We start from the raw sequence: 18,572 nt of genomic DNA on the forward strand, positions 1-18,572 counted from the left end.
CCTAGAGATGGTCGTACAGCCACTTGGGCATGTAGTACTTGCGCTTGTTGAACACGCTGCCGATCACCGTGGCGCCGGCCTGGACCAGGCGCTGCACGGTGGCCTGGGCCACTTCCAGGCGGGTCTGCTCGGCGGTGACCACCAGGATCACGCCATCGACCAGGCTGCCGAGCACCAGGCTGTCGGCACTGGCGTACACCGCCTGGCCGTCGACCACCACGAACCGGTAGCGCTGGCCGAGCTGGGCCAGGAGCGCGCGCAGCCGCTCGGGGTCCAGACGCTGGCGGCCGCGGCGGTAGGTGCCCGCCGGTAGCAGGTCGAATGGCTGGTCGGGCAGGTGCAGCAGGCTTTCCTGCACGAGCGGCGGGGCGTCGGGGTCGAACAGCAGGTCGCTGAAGCCGCGCAGTTTGCCGGCGCCCAATTGGTGGCTTAGGTTGTTGCCGTTCGGGCTGCTGTCGACCAGCAGCACCTCGCCCGCGCTCATCAGCGCCAGTTGGCTGGCCAGGGCCAGGGCGCTGGTGCTGGTGCCGCTGCCGGTGTTGGCAGCGGTCAGCAGCAGGGTGCGCTGACCGAGGTCGAGCACCGTGGCGGCCAGGTTGGTTTCGCTGGGGGTGGCGATGCTCAGGCTGCGCGATGTGGAACCGTCCATCTCAATGTGCTCCGTGGCCAGTGAAGACGATGAAGGGAGTCTTGAGCAGGATCTTCAGGTCCAGCATCAGGCTCTGTTGGTTGATGTAGTGCAGGTCGAGCGCGACGCGCTGGTCGAAGTCGATGTCGCTGCGCCCGGAGATCTGCCAGAGGCCGGTCATCCCGGGGTATACCGACAGCCGCGCGAGGTGGCTGGCGTGGTAGCGCTGGGCGCCGAACGACGTGGGCCGGGGGCCGACCAGGCGCATATCGCCCAGCACCACGTTGATCAGGTTGGGCAGCTCGTCCAGGCTGCTGCGCCGCAGCCAGCCGCCCACCGAGGTGATGCGCGGGTCCTGGTCGAGCTTGAAGTCGATGGAATCGGCGCCGTGCTTGTTGAGGTGGCGCAGCGATTCCTTCAAGGCTTCGGCGTCGGCGACCATGGTGCGGAACTTGAACATGCCGAAGCTGCGTCCGCGGTAGCCGGTGCGGCGTTGCACGAAGAACACCGGGCCTGCGCTGGAGCGCTTGACCAGCACCGCCAGCACCAGCAGCAGTGGCGCCAGCACGGCCAACAGCAGGGCCGCGGCCAGGCACGACCACACCCGGTTGGTGCGCGACAACGTCCAGGGCCGCCCGCCCGGGCGCCCACGCAGCCAGCCGCGGCCCTGCTTGTGGATCGCCGCGTCGATGCGCTGGCGGTGTTCGGGGTCCAGGCGCTTGTCTTGCCCCAGAGACGCCGCGGCGATGTCGCTCGATAGGTCGGTCATGACACTCTCCGTCGATCCGCCTGCTCGCGCGCAGGGCTGTGCGGCGACGGGCTGTGCGAGTAATGGCTCTTGAACCAGGCGACGAAGCGTCCCAGCCCTTGGTCCAGGGAAATCTGCGGGGTGAAACCGGTGACGTGGGCCAGGTCGCTGGCATCGGCGCAGGTGCTCAACACATCGCCCGGCTGCAGCGGCAGGAGCTCGATGTGCGCCGTGCACTGCAGGTGCTTTTCCAGCAGCGCTACGTAGTCGAGCAATTGCACCGGACGCTGCCCACCGATGTTGTACAGCCGCCACGGCGCGTGGCTGCTGGCGGGGTCGGCCGCATGGGCGTTCCAGTTAGGATTGGCTTGCGGGGGCTTGGGCATCAGCTGCACCAGGCTTTCGACGATGTCGTCGATGTAGGTGAAGTCGCGCTCGTGGCGGCCTTCGTTGAACAGTTGGATCGGCCGGCCTTCGCTGATGGCGCGGGCGAACAGCATCGGCGACATGTCCGGGCGGCCCCAGGGGCCGTACACGGTGAAAAAGCGCAGGCCGCTGCAGGGCACGCCGTACAGGTGGCTGTAGCTATGGGCCATGGCTTCGTTGGCTTTCTTGGTGGCGGCGTACAACGACAGCGGGTGGTCGACGCCGTCCTGCACCCGGTAGGGGGTGCGCTGGTTGGCCCCGTAGACCGAGCTGGACGAGGCGTACAGCAAGTGCTTGACCGGCACCCGTCGGCAGCCTTCGAGGACGTTGAGAAAGCCCGCCAAGTTGCTGTCGAGGTAGGCGTGCGGATTTTGCAGCGAATAACGCACACCGGCCTGGGCCGCCAGGTGGATCACTACGTCCGGGCGCTGGCTGGCGAACAGGCTGGCCATGCCGTCGCGGTCGGCAAGGTTTAGGCTGTCGAGGGTCAGCCGGCCGATGGACTCGCCGTTGACCACCTTGCTGCTGGCGTCGCGGCGCACCCATTGCACGCGGGCGTGCTTGAGGGCCGGGTCGTAGTAGTCGTTGAAGTTGTCGATGCCGTGTACGTCGTGCCCGTCGGTCAACAGCCGCAGGCAGGTATGGGCACCGATGAAACCGGCCACGCCGGTCACCAGCACTTTCATGACGCGTTCGCCCGGGCTGGCACGTGGCGCAGGCCAATGCCGCTGTAGCGCAGGCCGTGGCCGGCCACCTGCGCCGGATCGTAGAGGTTGCGCCCGTCGACGATCAGGCGTGCGCGCAGTTTGCTGGCGAGCAGGGCGAAGTCGACCACGCGGAAGTGCTTCCATTCGGTGCAGATCACCAGGGCATCGGCGTCCTGCAAGGTGTCGTCGCGGGTCGCGCACAGGTGCAGGTCCTGGCGATAGCCGTACAGCCGTCGGCATTCGTCCATGGCCTGGGGGTCGTAGGCGCGCACGCTGGCGCCCTCGGCCCACAGGGCCTCGATCAGGTAGCGGCTGGGCGCTTCGCGCATGTCGTCGGTGTTGGGCTTGAAGGCCAGGCCCCACACGGCGATCGACGCGCCCTCGAGCGGTCGGCCGAGCTGCTGGGTGAGCTTGGCGAAGAGCAGGCGGCGCTGCTGGTCGTTGACGTCGCTGACGCTTTGCAACAGGTGCAGAGGCATGCCATTGGCATGCGCGCTGTGCAGCAGCGCGCGGATGTCCTTGGGGAAGCACGAGCCGCCGAAACCGCAGCCAGGGTAGATGAAGTGGTAGCCGATGCGCGGGTCGGCACCGATGCCGCGGCGCACCGCTTCGATGTCGGCGCCCAGGCATTCGCTGAGGTTGGCCAGCTCGTTCATGAAGCTGATGCGGGTGGCGAGCATGGCGTTGGCGGCGTACTTGGTCAGCTCGGCGCTGCGGTTGTCCATGAACATGAGCTTTTCGCGGCTGCGGCTGAACGGCGCGTACAGCTCGCCGAGCCGTTCGCCGACCTGCGGGTCGTCGCTGCCCACCACGATCCGGTCCGGGCGCATGCAGTCGGCCAGCGCGCTGCCTTCCTTGAGGAACTCGGGGTTGGAGACCACGCTGACGCGCAGCGCCTCCTTGCCCAGGCGCTGCAACTCTTCCAGTGCCAGCGCGCGTACCTGGTCGGCGGTGCCCACCGGTACGGTGGACTTGATGATCAGCGTGCGGTCGGCCTGCATCAGGGCCGCGATCTGCCGGGTCACGTCGAGCACGTGGCTGAGGTCGGCCGAGCCGTCTTCGTCGGGTGGGGTGCCGACGGCGATGAACAGCAGCTCGGCATGGGCCACCGCGTCGCTGGCCTGGGTGCTGAACGACAGGCGCCCGGCGCGCAGGTTGTCGTCCAGCAGATCCGACAGCCCCGGCTCGCTGATGGGCGGTACGCCGTGGCGCAGCTGTTCGATCTTGTGCGCATCGACATCCACGCACAGCACGCGATGACCTACGTCGGCCAACGCCACGGCCTGGATCAGGCCCACATAACCAGTACCAAAAACGCTTACATCCATGCCGGCGCGCCTCAAGGGGTGAGTGAGGGTGGTGAAACGATGTGAGAGGGGTATAGCGCAGCGTGGAGAAAATGCGTCAAAGCAATGGCGTGTATCGCTGAATTTACAGCACCTAACGAGACGGCACTTGGCCATCAATCCCTTTTATATCCGTTACTTAGCGCGACAATTCAATGTCACAAATTTTTTATGATTCTGATGAACGGTGTAAGTGCTTGATAACGTTTATTTACTGCTCATAGATTCTGTCGAAGTGGGATCCATTTTTCGCCAGAAAATGGCTTGCTAGGATCGACGTAAATTTGACGTTAACCCCCTTGTGGTTTGCGCAAGGGGTGCTACGGTTTCAGTCAAATCCCCCTGATCGGAGTACCTCGGATCATGCGTGCTTGGTTCAAACTGCTGTTGGTCGTGGTGTATTTGGCGTCGTATCACGGCTATTACCGCGAGCGGCTCGAAGCCCTCGGTCTGGGCCTGCCCTTGGTGATGTTTCTCACGCTGTTCGGCGTACTGGCGGGCGCCTTGTTGCTCAGTGCCTGGACCCGCCCTGCGCTGGTGCGTTGGTGCCTGGCCCTGGCATTCGCCCTGAGCGCGGCGATGTTCGATGCCTATACGCAGATCACCCAGGGTTACCTGACCTACAGCGCGTTCGTGTCGATGGCGTATGCCGGCGGCTTCGTCGACGAGGCGCTACGGCAGTACGGCGCGGTCATCGGCCTGGCAGCGGCCAAGGCCTCGTTGCTGCTGCTCGGTCTCGGCCTGCGCCCGCCTGCCGCGCCGCGCCTGGCGCACGGGTTGCCGGTGGCGGCGCCGCTGCTGGCGCTGCTGTTGCTGATCGGGGTGTTGTTCGTGCGCGCCGGGGAGGGCGCAAGGGGCTTGCCGGTGATGTACACACCGTTGGCGTACCTGACCCTGTTCGGTTACGAAAGCCTGCACGACAGCGTAGGGCCACGTCAGCCCGTCAGCCTCGCTCGGCCCGGTGCGGTGGCGGCGCGGCATATCGTCCTGGTGATCGACGAAAGCATCGCCGGCAATTATCTGGACATCAACACGCCGGGCGGTATCGACAGCCATCTGGGCGGACGCCTGCCGGGCGCCGAGCTGTTCAACTTCGGCTACGCCGCCTCGGCGGCCAATTGCAGCGCCGACACCAACGTCACCTTGCGCTATGGCGGCACGCGCGCCGACTACCTGCGCATCAACGCCACCCAACCGTCGATCTGGCAATATGCCAAGGCCGCAGGGCTGCGCACGGTCTACCTCGACGGGCAGCGCACCGGCGGCGCGTTGCAGAACCTGATGACCCGCGACGAGCAGCGCGACATCGACCAGTTCGTGCAGTTCGACGATACGCCGGTGCAGCAGCGCGACATGGCCGCCGTGGCGCAACTGGTGCAGCTGCTGCACAGCCCCACACCGCAACTGATCGTGCTGAACAAGATCGGCGCGCATTTTCCCGTACACGACAAATACCCGGACGCCTTCATGCGCTACATCCCGGCGCTGCCGCGCGGGCGCTTCCTGGACGTCGCCGACACGGGCGAGCGGGCCGGTTTTGCGGGCGGCACGCAGGATTGGCAGCGCTACCGCAACGCCTACCGCAACACCCTGCTGTGGAATGTCGGGGAGTTTTTCCGGCGCCTCCTGAGCCAAGCCGATCTAAGCGACGCAGTGCTGATCTACACCTCCGACCACGGCCAGGACCTGCACCAGCGAGGCAACCCTGGGCTCAATACCCATTGCGGCAGCGATCCGCAGGCCGAGGAAGGCCTGGTGCCGCTGCTGGTGCTGCAAGGTCAGGGCTTGCGCACGCTCGACTGGCAGGCGCATTTGGCGCAGAACCGCAATGGATCGAGCCACTACAATATCTTTCCGACCTTGCTGTTGCTGATGGGCTACGAGCGGCAGGCGGTCATCGCGCAATATGGGCAGCCCCTGGACGAGGCGACCCACGACCCCTTCACCTTCAACGCCCGTTATAACGCGCGCCTGGGCGCCAAGCCGGATTTTCGCTTCATCGATGTGAAGGGGCTGGCCGAGCCGGATGCTGCACAGGACCGATGAGTTCGAGTGGCAGGCGTTGCGACACACAAGCGATGCGCAGGGCGCACCGGCAGGGTCTAAACAAACACCAGTTCGAACGGCTGCAACAGGCAGTCGAGCAACGTGGAAGGCACCACCGGAGGGCGGCCTTCGTCGCTGTTCAATTGACTGACATGGGCGTGAATCGCCTGACGTTTGCGCGCCAGGCGGGCCTCGTCGATTTGCAGGCGCCGCGCGCGCTCCCAGGGTAGGCGCGCGTCGTCCGGGCCTGCCCAGTGCCAGGCCCAGACCGGCACTTCGACCAGTTGCGCACCGCGCGCTTGCGCCGCTTGTGCGCCGGCGCGACCCACCGCTTCATGGTCGGTGTGGCCGTCGCCGCGCCAAGTCACCATCAGCACGTCGTCGGGCTTGAGTAGTTGGCTGAGGTGGTTGACCAGATACGCCTCGTCGCGCTGGACACCGCCGTCCTTGAGGTTCAAACGGCGCCAGTCGAGGCGGTTGAGGTCCAGGTTCAGCGCTTGCAGGGCGTGGCGGCTCTCCAGCGGGCGCTGATGGCGCAGACGGCGCTCGCTCCATTGGCTGGAATCGGGATGGCTGCCTTCGCCGTCGGTAGCCGAGATCAGCACCAGATCGTCTTCGCGACCATGAAAGCCGGCCAGCAGGCCGCCGGCCATGAGGATTTCGTCGTCCGGATGCGGCGCGACCAGCACCAGGCGGCGGCCCGGCGGGCACAGCTGCTGCGGGTCGGTCCAGGCCGCGCGGGCCAGGTGCGCGCAATGTTGCCACTGCTGCCACGGCGTACCGCCGCTGGCTTGGATCAGATCTTCATCGTGCATGGGGCAGGGCTCCTGGGCAGGCGAGGCGGCGGCGAACCTCAACTCGCATAGGGGCGCGAGCGTGCAGCCAGCCTAGGGTGTCGTGCTTGAGAGGTCGCCACGCGCGCCGGAGTTCAACCCCAGCGCACGACCTGCCATTTGCGCAGGACCGTCGATCGTGTGGAATTTTGCCCATCGCGCCCGATCCCAGTAGCGTCTCTGCCGATCTCTCGAGGAACTGCCGCTCCATGGATTCGATCACCCAAGCCCTGTTGGGCGCTGCATTGCAAGGCTCACTACTGGGCCGCATCCAGGGCCGCCGCGCGTTGGCCTATGGCGCGGCCCTGGCCACGGTGCCGGATCTGGATGTATTCGTGCATTACGCCGATCCGGTCTCGCAGATGACCTTCCACCGAGGCTTTTCCCATTCGCTGTTCATGTTGACCGGCCTTGCCGTCGTACTCACCGCCGTGGTGATGGCGTTGGCCCGCTGGCGCTGGCTGGACCACGGTTACCGCTGGCCTCGGCTGTTGCTGACGTTCTGGCTGGTGCTGGTCACCCATCCGCTGCTCGATGCTTTCACCGTGTACGGCACGCAACTGCTCTGGCCGCTACAGGTGACGCCGCAGAGCTGGGCAGGGGTGTTCATCGTCGATCCGGTGTACAGCGTGCCGTTGCTGCTGACGGTGCTGTACGCCGCCGTGGTCGGGCTCGGTGAGCGGGCGCGGCGCCTGCTCGCCGCAGCGTTGGTGTTCGGTGCGCTGTACCTGGGCTTCGGAGTTGGCGCACGCCTGCTCACCGAGCAGCGCTTCGCCGCCGCGCTGGACGCGCAAGGCATCGCCCACGAGCGCGTGCGCGCCGTGCCGATGGCGTTCAACACCTTCATCTGGCGCGTGCTGGCGACCACCCCCGACGGGCATTACTACGAAGGCGTCAGCAGCCTGTTCGACCGCGCACCGCCCGAGATGCAGCGTCAGCCTCTGCACCTGGAGGCGGCGCAACCGTTGGCCGGTGTGGCGCTGCACGAGCGCCTGCGCTGGTTCACCGACGACTGGCTGCGCTACGACGTGATCGGCGACGCGCTGGTGGTCAGCGACCTGCGCATGGGTACGCCGAGCGATTACAACTTCCGTTTCGTCATGGCTCGGCGCGATGCCCAAGGGCAGTGGCAGGCGGTGCAGCCATCGCGCTGGCGCGGTAGCCATGCCGGCGGCTTGGTCGACCGGCAGATGCTGGCGCTGATGTGGCGGCGGATCTTCAGCCAAACGCCGCCTTTGCCGCTGGCGGCATGGCAGGCGCTTAGCGTTGAGGGCGATGCCGCGCGTTGAGCGCCAAGGAAGGTGTGGGAGGACGGTCGATCGCAGATTGCCTGCGTCCAACGGCACGATGTCCGCTGACGGCGTACACCGTGAAACCCGTGTGCGCCTGGAACCTGGCGGCGACCGTGGCCTGCTGGCAATGCCTTGCCTTGGAAGGCGGGATGCGGCGCGCATGCCTTGAACCACGGCAGCGCGCTTTGCACCTTAGCGGCAGTTGCCGGCCTTCTTGTAACCCTGCGCCTGGGCCTGGGCTTCGGACTCGAAGCTGACGCGGTTCTTCGCCGCCACTTTGTCGTAGCTCGGGCAGCCGCTGGGCAGGTGGTAGAGGTGGCTGTTGCTGTTGCCGACGATGCTGCCGTGGCTGGCCTGGGCTTTGGCCACAGGCGCGGTCGAAGGCTTGCTGGCAGCGGCGGAGCCAGCGGGCAGCGCACTCACCAAGCCGTCGCCTACCGGCCGATAGCCCTGGGTCCACTGCCGTGCGCCGCTGACGAACGGGTTGCCGTGGCCCATGATCGCGGCGATGCGGCGGTCACGCTCCTTTTCCCAGGCATTGACCGGGAACTGTTTATCCCAGGCCATCAGCAGACGCTGTTGCTGATTGGACATGTTCAGCTTGTAGCGATCGAACATGTAGAACGTGGTACGCGCCACCAGGCCCTTGACCTCGTCGCGGGGCTCGGCGGTGCGCTCCTTGAAGTCGATGCGGGTCTTGCACTGGCCGTACTGGGGCGCCACGCCCGAGGTCATGCCGTAGTTGAAGTTGCTGCGGTCGCCGTTCACCTCGCCGACGGCGGGGTAGAGGTTGAACAGGTTGGCTTCCATGGCGCGGAACACCGGATCGTTGTCGACGCATTGCTTGCGCCCACCGTTTTGCCAGCACTGGCGCTGGTGGCCGAAGGTCCAGGCCGGCACGATGTGTTCCCACTCGGTGCGTTCGGCGCGGTTGGCCTGCTTACGTGTGGCGTAACCGCAGGAGGCGGCGTCGATGCGCCCGCCGGACTTGCCCACCCACTCCCACTTGCAGCCGCAATACAGCTCGCCCATGGCGCTTTTGGCCTGGTCGAGGTAGACCTTCTGCTTGGCCACTACCTTGGCTTCGGTGAAGGTATCCGGAGGGCTTGCGAAAGTGGGAAAAGCGACGGCGAATGTAAGGCTTAACGCAGATAACAGCTTGATCATGGTCGAAAAGGGGTCAGAAAAAGGAGGGCGCGCATTATAGACATGCCTGGGCGCTACAACCCATCTTGGAAACATTCCCGTCCAAGCGCTCCATCTGCCGTACGCACCTACTGCGCAGTGTCGATGCTCACCACCACCGACATCCCTGGGCGCAAGCGCTGCGCGTCCGCCTGGTCGGGATCGACCTTGATGCGCACCGGAATGCGCTGGGCGATCTTGACGAAGTTGCCAGTGGCGTTGTCGGCCTGCAACAAGGCGAACTCCGAGCCAGTAGCCGGGGCGATCTGCTCGATGTGGCCGTACAGCTTGCGGTGGTTGAGCGCATCGACCGTAAAGCTCGCCGCCTGGCCCACGCGCACGTCGGCCATCTGCGTCTCTTTCATGTTGGCGATCACCCACAAGGTGTCGGGCACCAGTGCCATGAGTTGGGCGCCCGAGTTCACATAGGCGCCCAGGCGCGTGCCGATCTGCCCGAGCTGCCCGTCGCGCGGGGCCACTACCCGGGTGTTGTCCAGATCGATGCGCGCCAGTTCCACGCTGGCCTTGGCGTTTTCCACTGCGGCTTCCAGGGAGGCGCGGTTGACGATCACCGATTGCAGGTCTTCGCGGGCGATGGCCAGCGCCGCCTTGGCCTGGGCCAGGCTGGCCTGTGCGGCGGCCGCGGCGGCACGGGTGATGTCGAACTCACGGCGCGATACCGAGCCGTCGCTGACCAGCGCCTGGTTGCGGCGCAGGTCGGCCTTGGCCTTGTCGCCCTGGGCCGCGGCGTCGGCGATGGCGGCCTGACGCTGGGCGATGGTGGCTTCGGCGCTGCGGCGCTGTTGCAGGTTGTTGGCCAGCGCAGCCTCCTGTTGCCGCTGTTGGGCGATGGCCTGGGCCAGACGCTGGCGGTAGATGCGGTCGTCCAGGCGCACCAGCAGGTCGCCGGCCTTGACGAACTGGAAGTCGTGCACCGGCACTTCGACGATGTAACCGGCTAGCTGTGGGCCGATGGTCGTGACCTGGCCTTTGACCAAGGCGTTCTCGGTGCTCTCGATGGGGCTGCTGAACGGCGGCAGGCGCCAGGCATACAGCACCAGCAGCACGCCGGCCAAGGCGATGCCGGCGAACACCAGGGCCGACAGCAGGCGCACCCGCCGACCGCGCGAAGGGCTGGCCGCTTCGCTGGGCGGCGCCTTGCCTTCCGGGGTCTCGGCCAGGGCGGTGGTGGTGGTCGACGGCGTTTCTTCCTGGGTCATTGGCTCGTGGCACCGGCAGTGGAAGGGGGGGAAGGGGCGCGGCGGGTCGAGTACCAGACCCACAGGCTGCGCAGGCTGATCCACAGGAGGGTCAGGATCGCGACCCCGCCGATCAGCATGAACACATCGTTATAGGCCAGCACGTTGGCTTCGCGGGTGGCGGCGTTGGCCAGCAAGCGCGTGCCGACTTCGGTGCGCAACGCCGGGTCGGCGAACTGCCCGGCATAGCTGGCACCGCCGCTCTGCACCCGCGCGGCCACCAACGGGTCGAAGGCGCTCAGGCGCTCGGTGATCTGGCTGGAATGGAATTTCTCCCGCCAGATCTGGAAGGTGCCCAACAGCGCCGCACCGATCAGGCCGCCCAAGTTGTTACAGATCCCGAACAGCACCGAGAAACTCACCAGGTTGCGCGGGTTGGCGCGTACGTGGCTGATGCCCAGCACCATGCACGGGCCGAGGAAGAAGGTGCCGCCGAAGGCCAGCAGGAACTGGCTGAAATACATCTGCGCCGGGCGTGTGAGGTTGTTCGAGGTGCTGTCCATGAACGAACCGACGGCCATGGCCGCCACCGAGATGGACAGCGGCAAGATCAGGTGCGCAGGGTTGATGGTCAGGGCGCTGGTCGCCAGCCCCGCCACCGCGCCGAGCAGCATGATCGCGTACAGCGAGCGCATCTGCTCGCTGCCCATGTTCAGCGCTTGCAGAAAGCCCACCGCACCGGTGGATTGCTCGGAGCTGACCATGCGGATCAGGATCACGCACAGTCCCAGGCGAATGACCGCCGCGCTGCCCAGCCAGCGGGTCATCAGCAACGGATTGCGGCGGTTGTGCTCGATGGCCAGGCCCGCGCAGATCAGCGCGATGGACGCGGCCAGGGCGGCGCCGACCCAAGGCGTTTCCAGCCACCACTCGATACGTCCCAGCGACAGCGCCGCGCAGAGCAGGGCAGTGCCACCGGCCATCAGCGAAAAGGTGAGAAAATCCAGCGGCTCGAAGGTCTTGAAACGGTCGCCGGGCGGCAGTTTGAGCATCAGCACACAGCCCAGCGCGGTAATCGCCAGGCCCAGCTCGAACAGGTACAGACCGCGCCATTCGGCGATCTGCAGCAAGTCTTCGGAGAACACCCGCGCCAGCGGCAGGGCCAACTGCGAGGCCCCCAGGCCCAAGACCATGGCGCGTAGGCGCCATTTGGCCGGGAACGCCTGGATCATGTAGTACAGCCCCAGCGAACTGAGCGCCGCACCGACCATGCCGTGCGCCGCGCGTACGGCGATGGCGGAATTGAGGTCGTTGACGAACAGGTGGGCGAAGGTCACTAGCGCGTACAGCACCAGAAACACCTCGGTGAAGGCGCGCAAGCCGAATTCCTGACGGAATTTCACCAGCAGCAGGTTCATCGACACGTTTGTCATCACGTAGGCGGCCGGCAGCCAGGCCATCTCGGCGCTGGTCGCACCCAGCGCGCCTTGCAGGAACACCAGGTTGGCAGTCACCAGTGCGTTGCCCAGCCCACCGGTGATCGCCACCAGCAGCCCGACCAGGCCATAGGCCAGGCGTTTGCTCGGCGCATGCAAAGGCGTTGAAGGCGAGCCGGGCAGCACCGGGCGTTCGTGCTCTTGCCACTGGCGGGGGGCGTACTTGTCCATGGCGGGTCTGCGCGGTGTGTGAGGCGTGGGCTGAAGTCTAATGGACTGACGGGCGGGGGAAAAATTCTGTCACAGGCGGTTGGTAGTCTGCGGCAAACACTTTGCGAGCGGAGGAAGAGGCCTGGTTATCGAACATCACTGACGCTCGAATCAGCGCGGTGCGCTGTCATGAAACGCAGTGCGCAGTCGATGAGTTCGAGGTTGGATGACTCGTAATGCGCCGTCTCGCATGCAGCGGCGTGCAAAGAAACGGCGCACTCGGACAACGGATCTTCAGAACAGCCGTTACTTGGGCATCGACCAAGGCTGCAAGTCGTAACCCTTGCTGTTGAGCTCGGCACGCACTTCTTCGATCAGTCGGCCCCATTGCGCGAGGTCGGAATAGGTGCGCGACGACACTTGCTTGCTGCCGATGCGCGTGTTGGTCCGGTCGATGACCGCCAGGCTCAGCTCTCCAGTCCCGTTAGGCGCATCCCAGGCTACACACTGGAAAGGCTCGAAAGCGTGGTCGGCGATCAGCAGTGCTTCGTTGACACGGAGCGGGGCGTTCATGGGTAGCTCTCTCTTGGTTCCTGTACTGCGAATAGGTGTCCGCTCGGTAGTTCGAATCGGCTGCTACTGGGCGGGGTTACGAGTACTGATGCGCGCCGCCAGCCACGGAGTCACACCTTTTTCAAAAAACTTTTCGACGCAGGCGCCGGGGTATTTTCAATGCGCGCCCGTGTGACGCGGACGGGTTTGGAAAATTCCCCGATCGCAGATTCGGCGGGCACTTGGCAGACCAACGGTCGTAGGACATCGTCAATTAATTGCTACTTTTATTCAGGCGTCGCAACTGATTGTTTCCGTTGGAAAACCGTAAACCGACGCCAAGGGATGGTCATGCCGGACACCGCGTCACTGCATCGCTTGCTCATTGTCGATCCGTGCGATGACTGCCACCGACTGCTGCCAGATTTGCTCGACGCGGGTTGGGATGTCAGTACGTCGGTCCTGGACCAAGCGCGCGAACGACCTTGCGATGTGGGCGTATTGCGCCTGCGCGCCGCGCACCTGCGCGATCCCGTCGCGGTCAAAGAACTGATCAAGCGCAGCGATACGGAATGGATCGCTGTGCTCAGCACTGAAGAACTGCGTCTGCACAACGTGGGCGATTTTGTCTGCGAATGGTTCTTCGACTTTCATACCCTGCCGTTTGACGTGGCCCGCGTGCTGGTCACGCTGGGCCGCGCCTACGGCATGGCGCGTCTGCGCGGCAAAAGCGCACCTTCGCTTGAACTGCCCGATGACCAACTGCTCGGCGATAGTCGGCCGATTCGTGAACTGCGCAGGTTGCTGGGCAAGCTGGCGTCCGCCGACGCACCCGTGCTGATCCGTGGCGAAAGTGGCACCGGCAAGGCGCTGGTGGCCAAGACCTTGCACCGTCAATCGCAACGCCGCAATGGGCCGTTCGTGGCGGTCAACTGCGCGGCCATTCCCGAGCACCTGCTGCAAGCCGAGTTGTTCGGGCAGGTGCAGGGCGCCGCAGCCGACGCCCACCCGCGCCATGTCGGGCGCATCGAAGCGGCACAAGGTGGCACGCTGTTTCTCGACGCCATCGGCGACCTGCCGCTGGGCTTGCAGGCCAGCCTGCTGCGCGTCCTCCAGGAAAGGCACTTCGAACCGCTCGGCGGCAGCCCGCCGCGCGCCGTGGATGTGCGGCTGTTGACGGCCACCGACAGCGGTCTCGCACAGGCGGTCGAACGCGGAAGTTTCCGTGAAGACCTCTATCGACAGCTCAACGCACTGCACGTCGAGATCGCGCCGCTGCGTGCCCGGCACGGCGACCTGGCCCTGCTGGCCGAGCATTTCGCGCGGTTCTACGGCCTGGAAACCGGGCGCTGCCCGCGCTCGTTCAGCGACAGCGCCTTGGCGGCCATGGCCCGACACGATTGGCCGGGCAACGTGCGCGAGTTGGCCCACCGTGTGCGACGCGGGCTGGTGCTGGCCGAGGGGCGGCAGATCGAAGCCCAGGACTTGGGCCTTGAGGCCAGCGCACAGGATGCGCGACCGCTCGGCACCCTGGAGGACTACAAACACCGCGCCGAGCGTCAGGCGCTGCGCGATGTGCTCGATCGCCACAGCAACAACTTCAGCCTGGCCGCACGGGTGCTGGGCGTGTCGCGTCCGACCTTCTACCGCCTGTTGCGCAAGCACCGGATCCGCTGACCCGCATGCGGCTGCGTGGGGCAGGGACGTGGGGTATGATGCGTGCCCCTTCCCGCAGCGAGGCTCTACCGCCATGCCCTTGAACGCCGAACAGTTGAGCGAATTCCGCGCCTTCGCCGAAACGCTGGCCGATGCCGCCGCCGACGCGATCCAGCCGTACTTCCGGGCGGGCCTGGCAGTAGAGGACAAAGGCGGGCGGCTGTACGACCCGGTCACCGTGGCCGACAAGGCCGCCGAAGAGGCCATGCGCGCGCTGATCCAGGCGCAGTACCCGAGCCACGGCATTCTCGGCGAGGAGCACGGCGTGGCCCAGGGCAGCAGCCCGCTGACCTGGGTGCTCGACCCCATCGACGGCACCCGCGCCTTCATCACCGGCCTGCCGCTGTGGGGCACGCTGATCGCCTTGAACGACGGCAAGCGTCCGGTACTGGGGGTGATGAACCAACCCTTCACCGGCGAGCGCTTCATCGGCACCGGCGACAGCGCCTGGCTCGGTGAACGTCGCCTGCGCACCCGGGCCTGCGCGAATCTGGGCGCCGCCTCGCTGATGTGCACCACCCCCGAGATGTTCGAAGGGGCCCAGCAAAAGGCGGCCTTCGAACGGGTGGCCGGCAGGGCCCGGATGCTGCGCTACGGCGGCGACTGCTATGCCTATTGCATGCTGGCCAGCGGCTTCGTCGACGTGATCGTCGAGGCGAGCCTGCAGCCTTACGACGTTCAGGCGTTGATGCCCATCATCGAAGGCGCCGGTGGCGTCATGACCGCCTGGGACGGCGGCTCGGCACAGAACGGTGGCTGTGTGGTGGCCTGTGGCGATCCGGCCTTGCACGCGCAGGTGCTGGCGCTGTTGCAGGGTGCGAAGTGACGACGGCCTCCCGCCTGCCGACCTGAGCCCCGACAGCCTCCAGGACCGGCCGACACCCAGGCTTCACGTCGGCAGGTCGGGCCCGGCAATCGACCGCGCAACGGTGCCTTGGCCCATACGCCAGGCACGGGCACCGCACTTTTCCCCTCTCCCGGGTTCTATGTCTGGCCAGGCCGCACCGAGCCCCGGTGCCGCCACCCGATATCGACTAGGTCCCGATGCCCGTTCGCAACCCCCTGTCAGCGTCCTGTTTACTGTTGAGCCTGCTCGCCAGCCTGAGCGGCTGTGCCCGCGACCAGGGCCGCGACATCCTCCATCAACTGAGTGACGGCAAACCCAGCGAGCTGTTCCAGACCAGCGTCGACCGCATGGCCACGCTGTCGATGCGCGACAACCTCGACAGCCTCTACCTGCTGATGAACAAGCTCTACCAACGCAACCCCAACCAGTGGAAACAATCCGGCTACCTCGACGCCGCCACCGCCGAGCGACAGATCCGTCTGGCCATCGAGCAGCGCCAACCCCTGCCGCAACTGGGCCAACGCCGCGATTTGGCGGCCCTGAGCTATGCCCTGGCCCCCGAGTTTCGTGGCGACCGCGTCGGCGCGTTCATCTATGCCATCGGCAGCATGCTGATCACCGCCCACGGCGGGCGTACCGAGTTCTTCGTCACCGACACCATCGACCCGCTATTCGTCAACAACGCCGCGCGTAACATCGAGAAGGCCACCTGGATGCTCGGTCAGCGGCAAGACGCCCAAGGCGTGCTGCTGCTGTTTTCCAACGAGATTTCCGAAGCCGGCAGCAACCTCAGTTTCGCCGTGGAGTTCGGCAAGATCGTCGCACGCCTCGACCTGCTGGCGCAGATGCTCGACGAGCGCTACCGGCGTATCGGCCTGAACTACGCGCAGAGCCTGCTGCTGATGAACTTCCTGCCGGTGCAGTGAGGAAGGGGTAGACTGACGGCAGTTCCTTGGCGGCCTGTAGGCACAGGCCTTGGTCGCCCCAGTTGAAACCCTTCCACAGAGGTCCCCCTTTGGCGTTACAGCAGGGCTTTCTCCTGACCCGGCACTGGTACGACACCGCGCAAGGCACGGTGCTCGAGTTCTGGCTGGCCACCGACCAAGGTCCGCGCTGCGTGCGCCTGGCGCCGCAGCCTTCGGTGGCATTCGTCGCAGAAAGCGACCGCGCGCAGGCGCAGGCGCTGATCGCCGGCGAAGCGGGTGTGGAACTGCGTCCCCTGGCCCTGCGCGACTTCGACCAGCGCCCGGTGCTGGGCCTGTACTGCACCCAATATCGCCAGTTACTGCACCTGGAAAAACGCCTGCGCGTCGCAGGCATCGAGGTGTTCGAGGCCGACATCAAGCCCCCGGACCGCTACCTGATGGAGCGCTTCATCACCGCCGGCGTGTCTTTCACCGGCCAGCCCGACGCCCAGGGTGTGCTGTGCGACGCGCAGCTCAAACCGGCCCCCGACTACCGTCCGGCACTGCGCCTTGCGTCGCTGGACATCGAAACCACCGAGCGCGGCGAGTTGTACAGCATCGCCGTCGAGGGTTGCGGCCAGCGCCAGGTGTACATGCTCGGCCCGGCCAATGGGCCGGACGAGCCGCAGGATTTCGACCTGACCTACTGCGCGACCCGCGCCGAGCTGATCACCTCGCTCAATCACTGGCTGGCGCGTCACGACCCGGACGCGATCATCGGCTGGAACGTGGTGCAGTTCGACCTACGCGTGTTGCAGACCCAGGCCGACAAGCACCAGGTGAAACTCCACCTGGGCCGCGACGGCCAGCCGATGACCCTGCGCGAAAACGACAGCCGCAGCCACTTTTTCGCCGCTGCGGCCGGGCGCCTGTTGATCGACGGCATCGAAGGCCTGCGCTCGGCAACCTGGAATTTCCCCTCCTTCAGCCTGGAAAACGTTTCCCAGACCCTGCTCGGCGAGGGCAAGGCGATCGCCACCCCCTATTCGCGCATGGGCGAGATCAACCGCATGTTCGCCGAGGACAAACCGGCGCTGGCGCGCTACAACCTCAAGGACTGCGAGCTGGTCACACGGATCTTCGCCCACACCGGCCTGTTGGCGTTTCTGCTGGAGCGCGCCAGTGTCACGGGCCTGGCGGCCGACCGCAGCGGCGGATCGGTGGCGGCGTTTTCCCATTTGTACCTGCCCTTGATGCACCGCCAGGGTTTCGTCGCGCCGAACACCAGCGGTCGCGCCGAGCAGAACAGCCCGGGCGGTTTCGTCATGGATTCGCGGCCAGGCTTGTACGCCTCGGTGCTGGTGCTGGATTACAAGAGCCTGTACCCGTCGATCATCCGCACCTTCCTCATCGATCCGGTGGGGTTGGTGCAAGGGCTGCAGCAGCCGGACGACGCGCATTCGGTCGAAGGCTTCTGCGGTGCGCGCTTCTCGCGGACGCAGCACTGCCTGCCGGCGATCGTCGAGCGCGTGTGGCGGGGCAGGGAGCAGGCCAAGCGCGACGGCAACGCGCCGTTGTCGCAGGCGCTGAAGATCATCATGAACGCCTTCTACGGCGTGCTCGGTACCAACGGCTGCCGCTTCTTCGATACGCGCCTGACTTCGTCGATCACCTTGCGCGGGCACCAGATCATGCGCCAGACCCGCGCGCTGATCGAAGCCCGTGGCTATGAGGTGATCTATGGCGACACCGACTCCACCTTCGTCTGGCTCAAAGGCGCACACAGCCAAGACGCCGCCGCGGCTATCGGCCGCTCGCTGGTGGGCGAGGTCAACCAGTGGTGGCGCCAGCACCTGGCCGACAACTTGCATTTGGACAGTGCCCTGGAGTTGCAGTTCGAGACCCACTACCAGCGCTTTCTGATGCCCACCATCCGCGGCGCCGACGAAGGCAGCAAGAAACGCTATGCCGGGCTGGTGCAGCGCGAAGACGGTGAATTCCAGGTGATCTACAAGGGTCTGGAGTCGGTGCGCAGCGACTGGTCGCCGCTGGCCCAGCAATTCCAGCAAGGGCTCTACGGGCGCATCTTTCGCGACGAGCCCTACCACGACTACGTGCGCGACTACGTGCGCAGCACCCTGGCCGGCGAGCTGGACGCACAGTTGGTGTACCGCAAGCGCTTGCGCCGCCCGCTCGACGACTACCAGCGCAACGTCCCGCCCCACGTGCGTGCGGCACGCCTGGCCGATGCCGCCAGCGCCGCCCTGGGGCGGGCGCGGCACTACCACAAGGGCGGGCGCTGGATCAGCTACGTGATGACCGTGGCCGGCCCCGAGCCATTGGAAACCCTACGATCGGCGCCGGACTACGACCACTACCTGGACCGCCAGTTGAAGCCTGTGGCCGACGCCATCCTGCCCTTTGTGGATGACGACTTCGCCGCCTTGATCGGCCGGCAGATGCCGCTGTTCTGAGCGACATAAGCACCGCAATCGG

At 65.9% G+C, this 18,572-nt stretch carries 15 protein-coding genes; 6 read left to right on the forward strand and 9 right to left on the reverse strand.

Features of this window, described 5'->3' with window-relative positions:
• Position 1: 1 nt before the first annotated feature.
• The 4 genes from B4M43_RS13400 to B4M43_RS13415 are packed head-to-tail and all read right to left on the reverse strand — an operon-like array spanning position 2 to position 3,837.
• On the reverse strand, positions 2-649 hold the full coding sequence (locus tag B4M43_RS13400; RefSeq protein ID WP_296267837.1) for a CpsD/CapB family tyrosine-protein kinase: 648 nt from the start codon (positions 647-649) through the stop codon (positions 2-4).
• A 1-nt stretch (position 650) separates the two neighbouring features.
• Positions 651-1,397 (reverse strand): sugar transferase, encoded by a 747-nt coding sequence (locus B4M43_RS13405; protein ID WP_296267839.1) that lies wholly within the window; start codon positions 1,395-1,397, stop codon positions 651-653.
• Positions 1,394-2,488, reverse strand: coding sequence for an NAD-dependent epimerase (locus B4M43_RS13410; protein ID WP_296267841.1), 1,095 nt, complete (start codon positions 2,486-2,488; stop codon positions 1,394-1,396). The genes B4M43_RS13405 and B4M43_RS13410 overlap by 4 nt, the downstream gene beginning before the upstream one ends.
• Positions 2,485-3,837, reverse strand: a complete 1,353-nt coding sequence (locus B4M43_RS13415) for a UDP-glucose dehydrogenase family protein (RefSeq protein WP_296267843.1) — start codon at positions 3,835-3,837, stop codon at positions 2,485-2,487. Before B4M43_RS13415 ends, B4M43_RS13410 begins: the two co-directional genes overlap by 4 nt.
• A 381-nt stretch (positions 3,838-4,218) precedes the next feature.
• Here B4M43_RS13415 and B4M43_RS13420 point away from each other — a divergent pair, with 381 nt between their 5' ends.
• The gene (locus B4M43_RS13420; protein ID WP_296267845.1) at positions 4,219-5,901 is read left to right on the forward strand and encodes a sulfatase-like hydrolase/transferase; all 1,683 of its coding nucleotides are present in this window, start codon (positions 4,219-4,221) and stop codon (positions 5,899-5,901) included.
• A 56-nt stretch (positions 5,902-5,957) separates the two neighbouring features.
• Here the strand turns inward: B4M43_RS13420 and B4M43_RS13425 are convergent, their stop codons facing one another.
• A complete protein-coding gene (locus tag B4M43_RS13425; protein ID WP_296267847.1) occupies positions 5,958-6,716 on the reverse strand; it encodes a PIG-L deacetylase family protein in 759 nt (252 codons plus the stop codon).
• A 227-nt stretch (positions 6,717-6,943) separates the two neighbouring features.
• Here B4M43_RS13425 and B4M43_RS13430 point away from each other — a divergent pair, with 227 nt between their 5' ends.
• Entirely contained in the window at positions 6,944-8,023 is a 1,080-nt protein-coding gene (locus B4M43_RS13430) for a metal-dependent hydrolase (RefSeq protein WP_296267849.1), read from the forward strand.
• 195 nt (positions 8,024-8,218) lie between these two features.
• Here B4M43_RS13430 and B4M43_RS13435 read toward each other — a convergent pair whose 3' ends face one another.
• The 4 genes from B4M43_RS13435 to B4M43_RS13450 form a co-directional block, all read right to left on the reverse strand.
• Entirely contained in the window at positions 8,219-9,193 is a 975-nt protein-coding gene (locus B4M43_RS13435; protein WP_296267851.1) for an endonuclease, read from the reverse strand.
• A 107-nt stretch (positions 9,194-9,300) separates the two neighbouring features.
• Positions 9,301-10,431, reverse strand: a complete 1,131-nt coding sequence (locus B4M43_RS13440; RefSeq protein WP_296267854.1) for an HlyD family secretion protein — start codon at positions 10,429-10,431, stop codon at positions 9,301-9,303.
• Positions 10,428-12,077: an MFS transporter gene (locus B4M43_RS13445; protein ID WP_296267855.1), complete on the reverse strand. Its 1,650-nt coding sequence runs from the start codon at positions 12,075-12,077 to the stop codon at positions 10,428-10,430. Before B4M43_RS13445 ends, B4M43_RS13440 begins: the two co-directional genes overlap by 4 nt.
• Positions 12,078-12,362: 285 nt before the next feature.
• Positions 12,363-12,629, reverse strand: a complete 267-nt coding sequence (locus tag B4M43_RS13450) for a hypothetical protein (protein ID WP_296267857.1) — start codon at positions 12,627-12,629, stop codon at positions 12,363-12,365.
• A gap of 330 nt (positions 12,630-12,959) precedes the next feature.
• Between B4M43_RS13450 and B4M43_RS13455 the strand changes: the two genes are divergently transcribed.
• From B4M43_RS13455 to B4M43_RS13470, 4 genes are all read left to right on the forward strand, one after another.
• Entirely contained in the window at positions 12,960-14,285 is a 1,326-nt protein-coding gene (locus tag B4M43_RS13455; RefSeq protein WP_296267858.1) for a sigma-54-dependent transcriptional regulator, read from the forward strand.
• Between the two features lie 73 nt (positions 14,286-14,358).
• Entirely contained in the window at positions 14,359-15,150 is a 792-nt protein-coding gene (gene hisN / locus B4M43_RS13460) for a histidinol-phosphatase (protein WP_296267860.1), read from the forward strand.
• A 218-nt stretch (positions 15,151-15,368) separates the two neighbouring features.
• Positions 15,369-16,097, forward strand: a complete 729-nt coding sequence (locus B4M43_RS13465) for a hypothetical protein (RefSeq protein WP_296267862.1) — start codon at positions 15,369-15,371, stop codon at positions 16,095-16,097.
• Positions 16,098-16,186: 89 nt separating this feature from the next.
• Entirely contained in the window at positions 16,187-18,550 is a 2,364-nt protein-coding gene (locus tag B4M43_RS13470) for a DNA polymerase II (RefSeq protein ID WP_296267864.1), read from the forward strand.
• The last annotated feature ends 22 nt before the right edge of the window (positions 18,551-18,572 follow it).

Source organism: Pseudomonas sp. UBA6562 (genome assembly GCF_002434265.1).
In the GTDB taxonomy this organism is placed as follows: Bacteria; Pseudomonadota; Gammaproteobacteria; order Pseudomonadales; family Pseudomonadaceae; genus Aquipseudomonas.

Bases quoted from the DNA above. Each gene is read 5' to 3' on its own strand.
- B4M43_RS13405 (WP_296267839.1), bottom strand. From the start codon at position 1,397: ATGACCGACCTATCGAGCGACATCGCCGCGGCGTCTCTGGGGCAAGAC.
- B4M43_RS13410 (WP_296267841.1), bottom strand. From the start codon at position 2,488: ATGAAAGTGCTGGTGACCGGCGTGGCCGGTTTCATCGGTGCCCATACC.
- B4M43_RS13425 (WP_296267847.1), bottom strand. From the start codon at position 6,716: ATGCACGATGAAGATCTGATCCAAGCCAGCGGCGGTACGCCGTGGCAG.
- B4M43_RS13465 (WP_296267862.1), top strand. From the start codon at position 15,369: ATGCCCGTTCGCAACCCCCTGTCAGCGTCCTGTTTACTGTTGAGCCTG.
- B4M43_RS13450 (WP_296267857.1), bottom strand. From the start codon at position 12,629: ATGAACGCCCCGCTCCGTGTCAACGAAGCACTGCTGATCGCCGACCAC.
- B4M43_RS13455 (WP_296267858.1), top strand. From the start codon at position 12,960: ATGCCGGACACCGCGTCACTGCATCGCTTGCTCATTGTCGATCCGTGC.
- B4M43_RS13435 (WP_296267851.1), bottom strand. From the start codon at position 9,193: ATGATCAAGCTGTTATCTGCGTTAAGCCTTACATTCGCCGTCGCTTTT.
- B4M43_RS13445 (WP_296267855.1), bottom strand. From the start codon at position 12,077: ATGGACAAGTACGCCCCCCGCCAGTGGCAAGAGCACGAACGCCCGGTG.
- B4M43_RS13415 (WP_296267843.1), bottom strand. From the start codon at position 3,837: ATGGATGTAAGCGTTTTTGGTACTGGTTATGTGGGCCTGATCCAGGCC.
- B4M43_RS13430 (WP_296267849.1), top strand. From the start codon at position 6,944: ATGGATTCGATCACCCAAGCCCTGTTGGGCGCTGCATTGCAAGGCTCA.
- B4M43_RS13420 (WP_296267845.1), top strand. From the start codon at position 4,219: ATGCGTGCTTGGTTCAAACTGCTGTTGGTCGTGGTGTATTTGGCGTCG.
- B4M43_RS13400 (WP_296267837.1), bottom strand. From the start codon at position 649: ATGGACGGTTCCACATCGCGCAGCCTGAGCATCGCCACCCCCAGCGAA.
- B4M43_RS13440 (WP_296267854.1), bottom strand. From the start codon at position 10,431: ATGACCCAGGAAGAAACGCCGTCGACCACCACCACCGCCCTGGCCGAG.
- hisN (WP_296267860.1), top strand. From the start codon at position 14,359: ATGCCCTTGAACGCCGAACAGTTGAGCGAATTCCGCGCCTTCGCCGAA.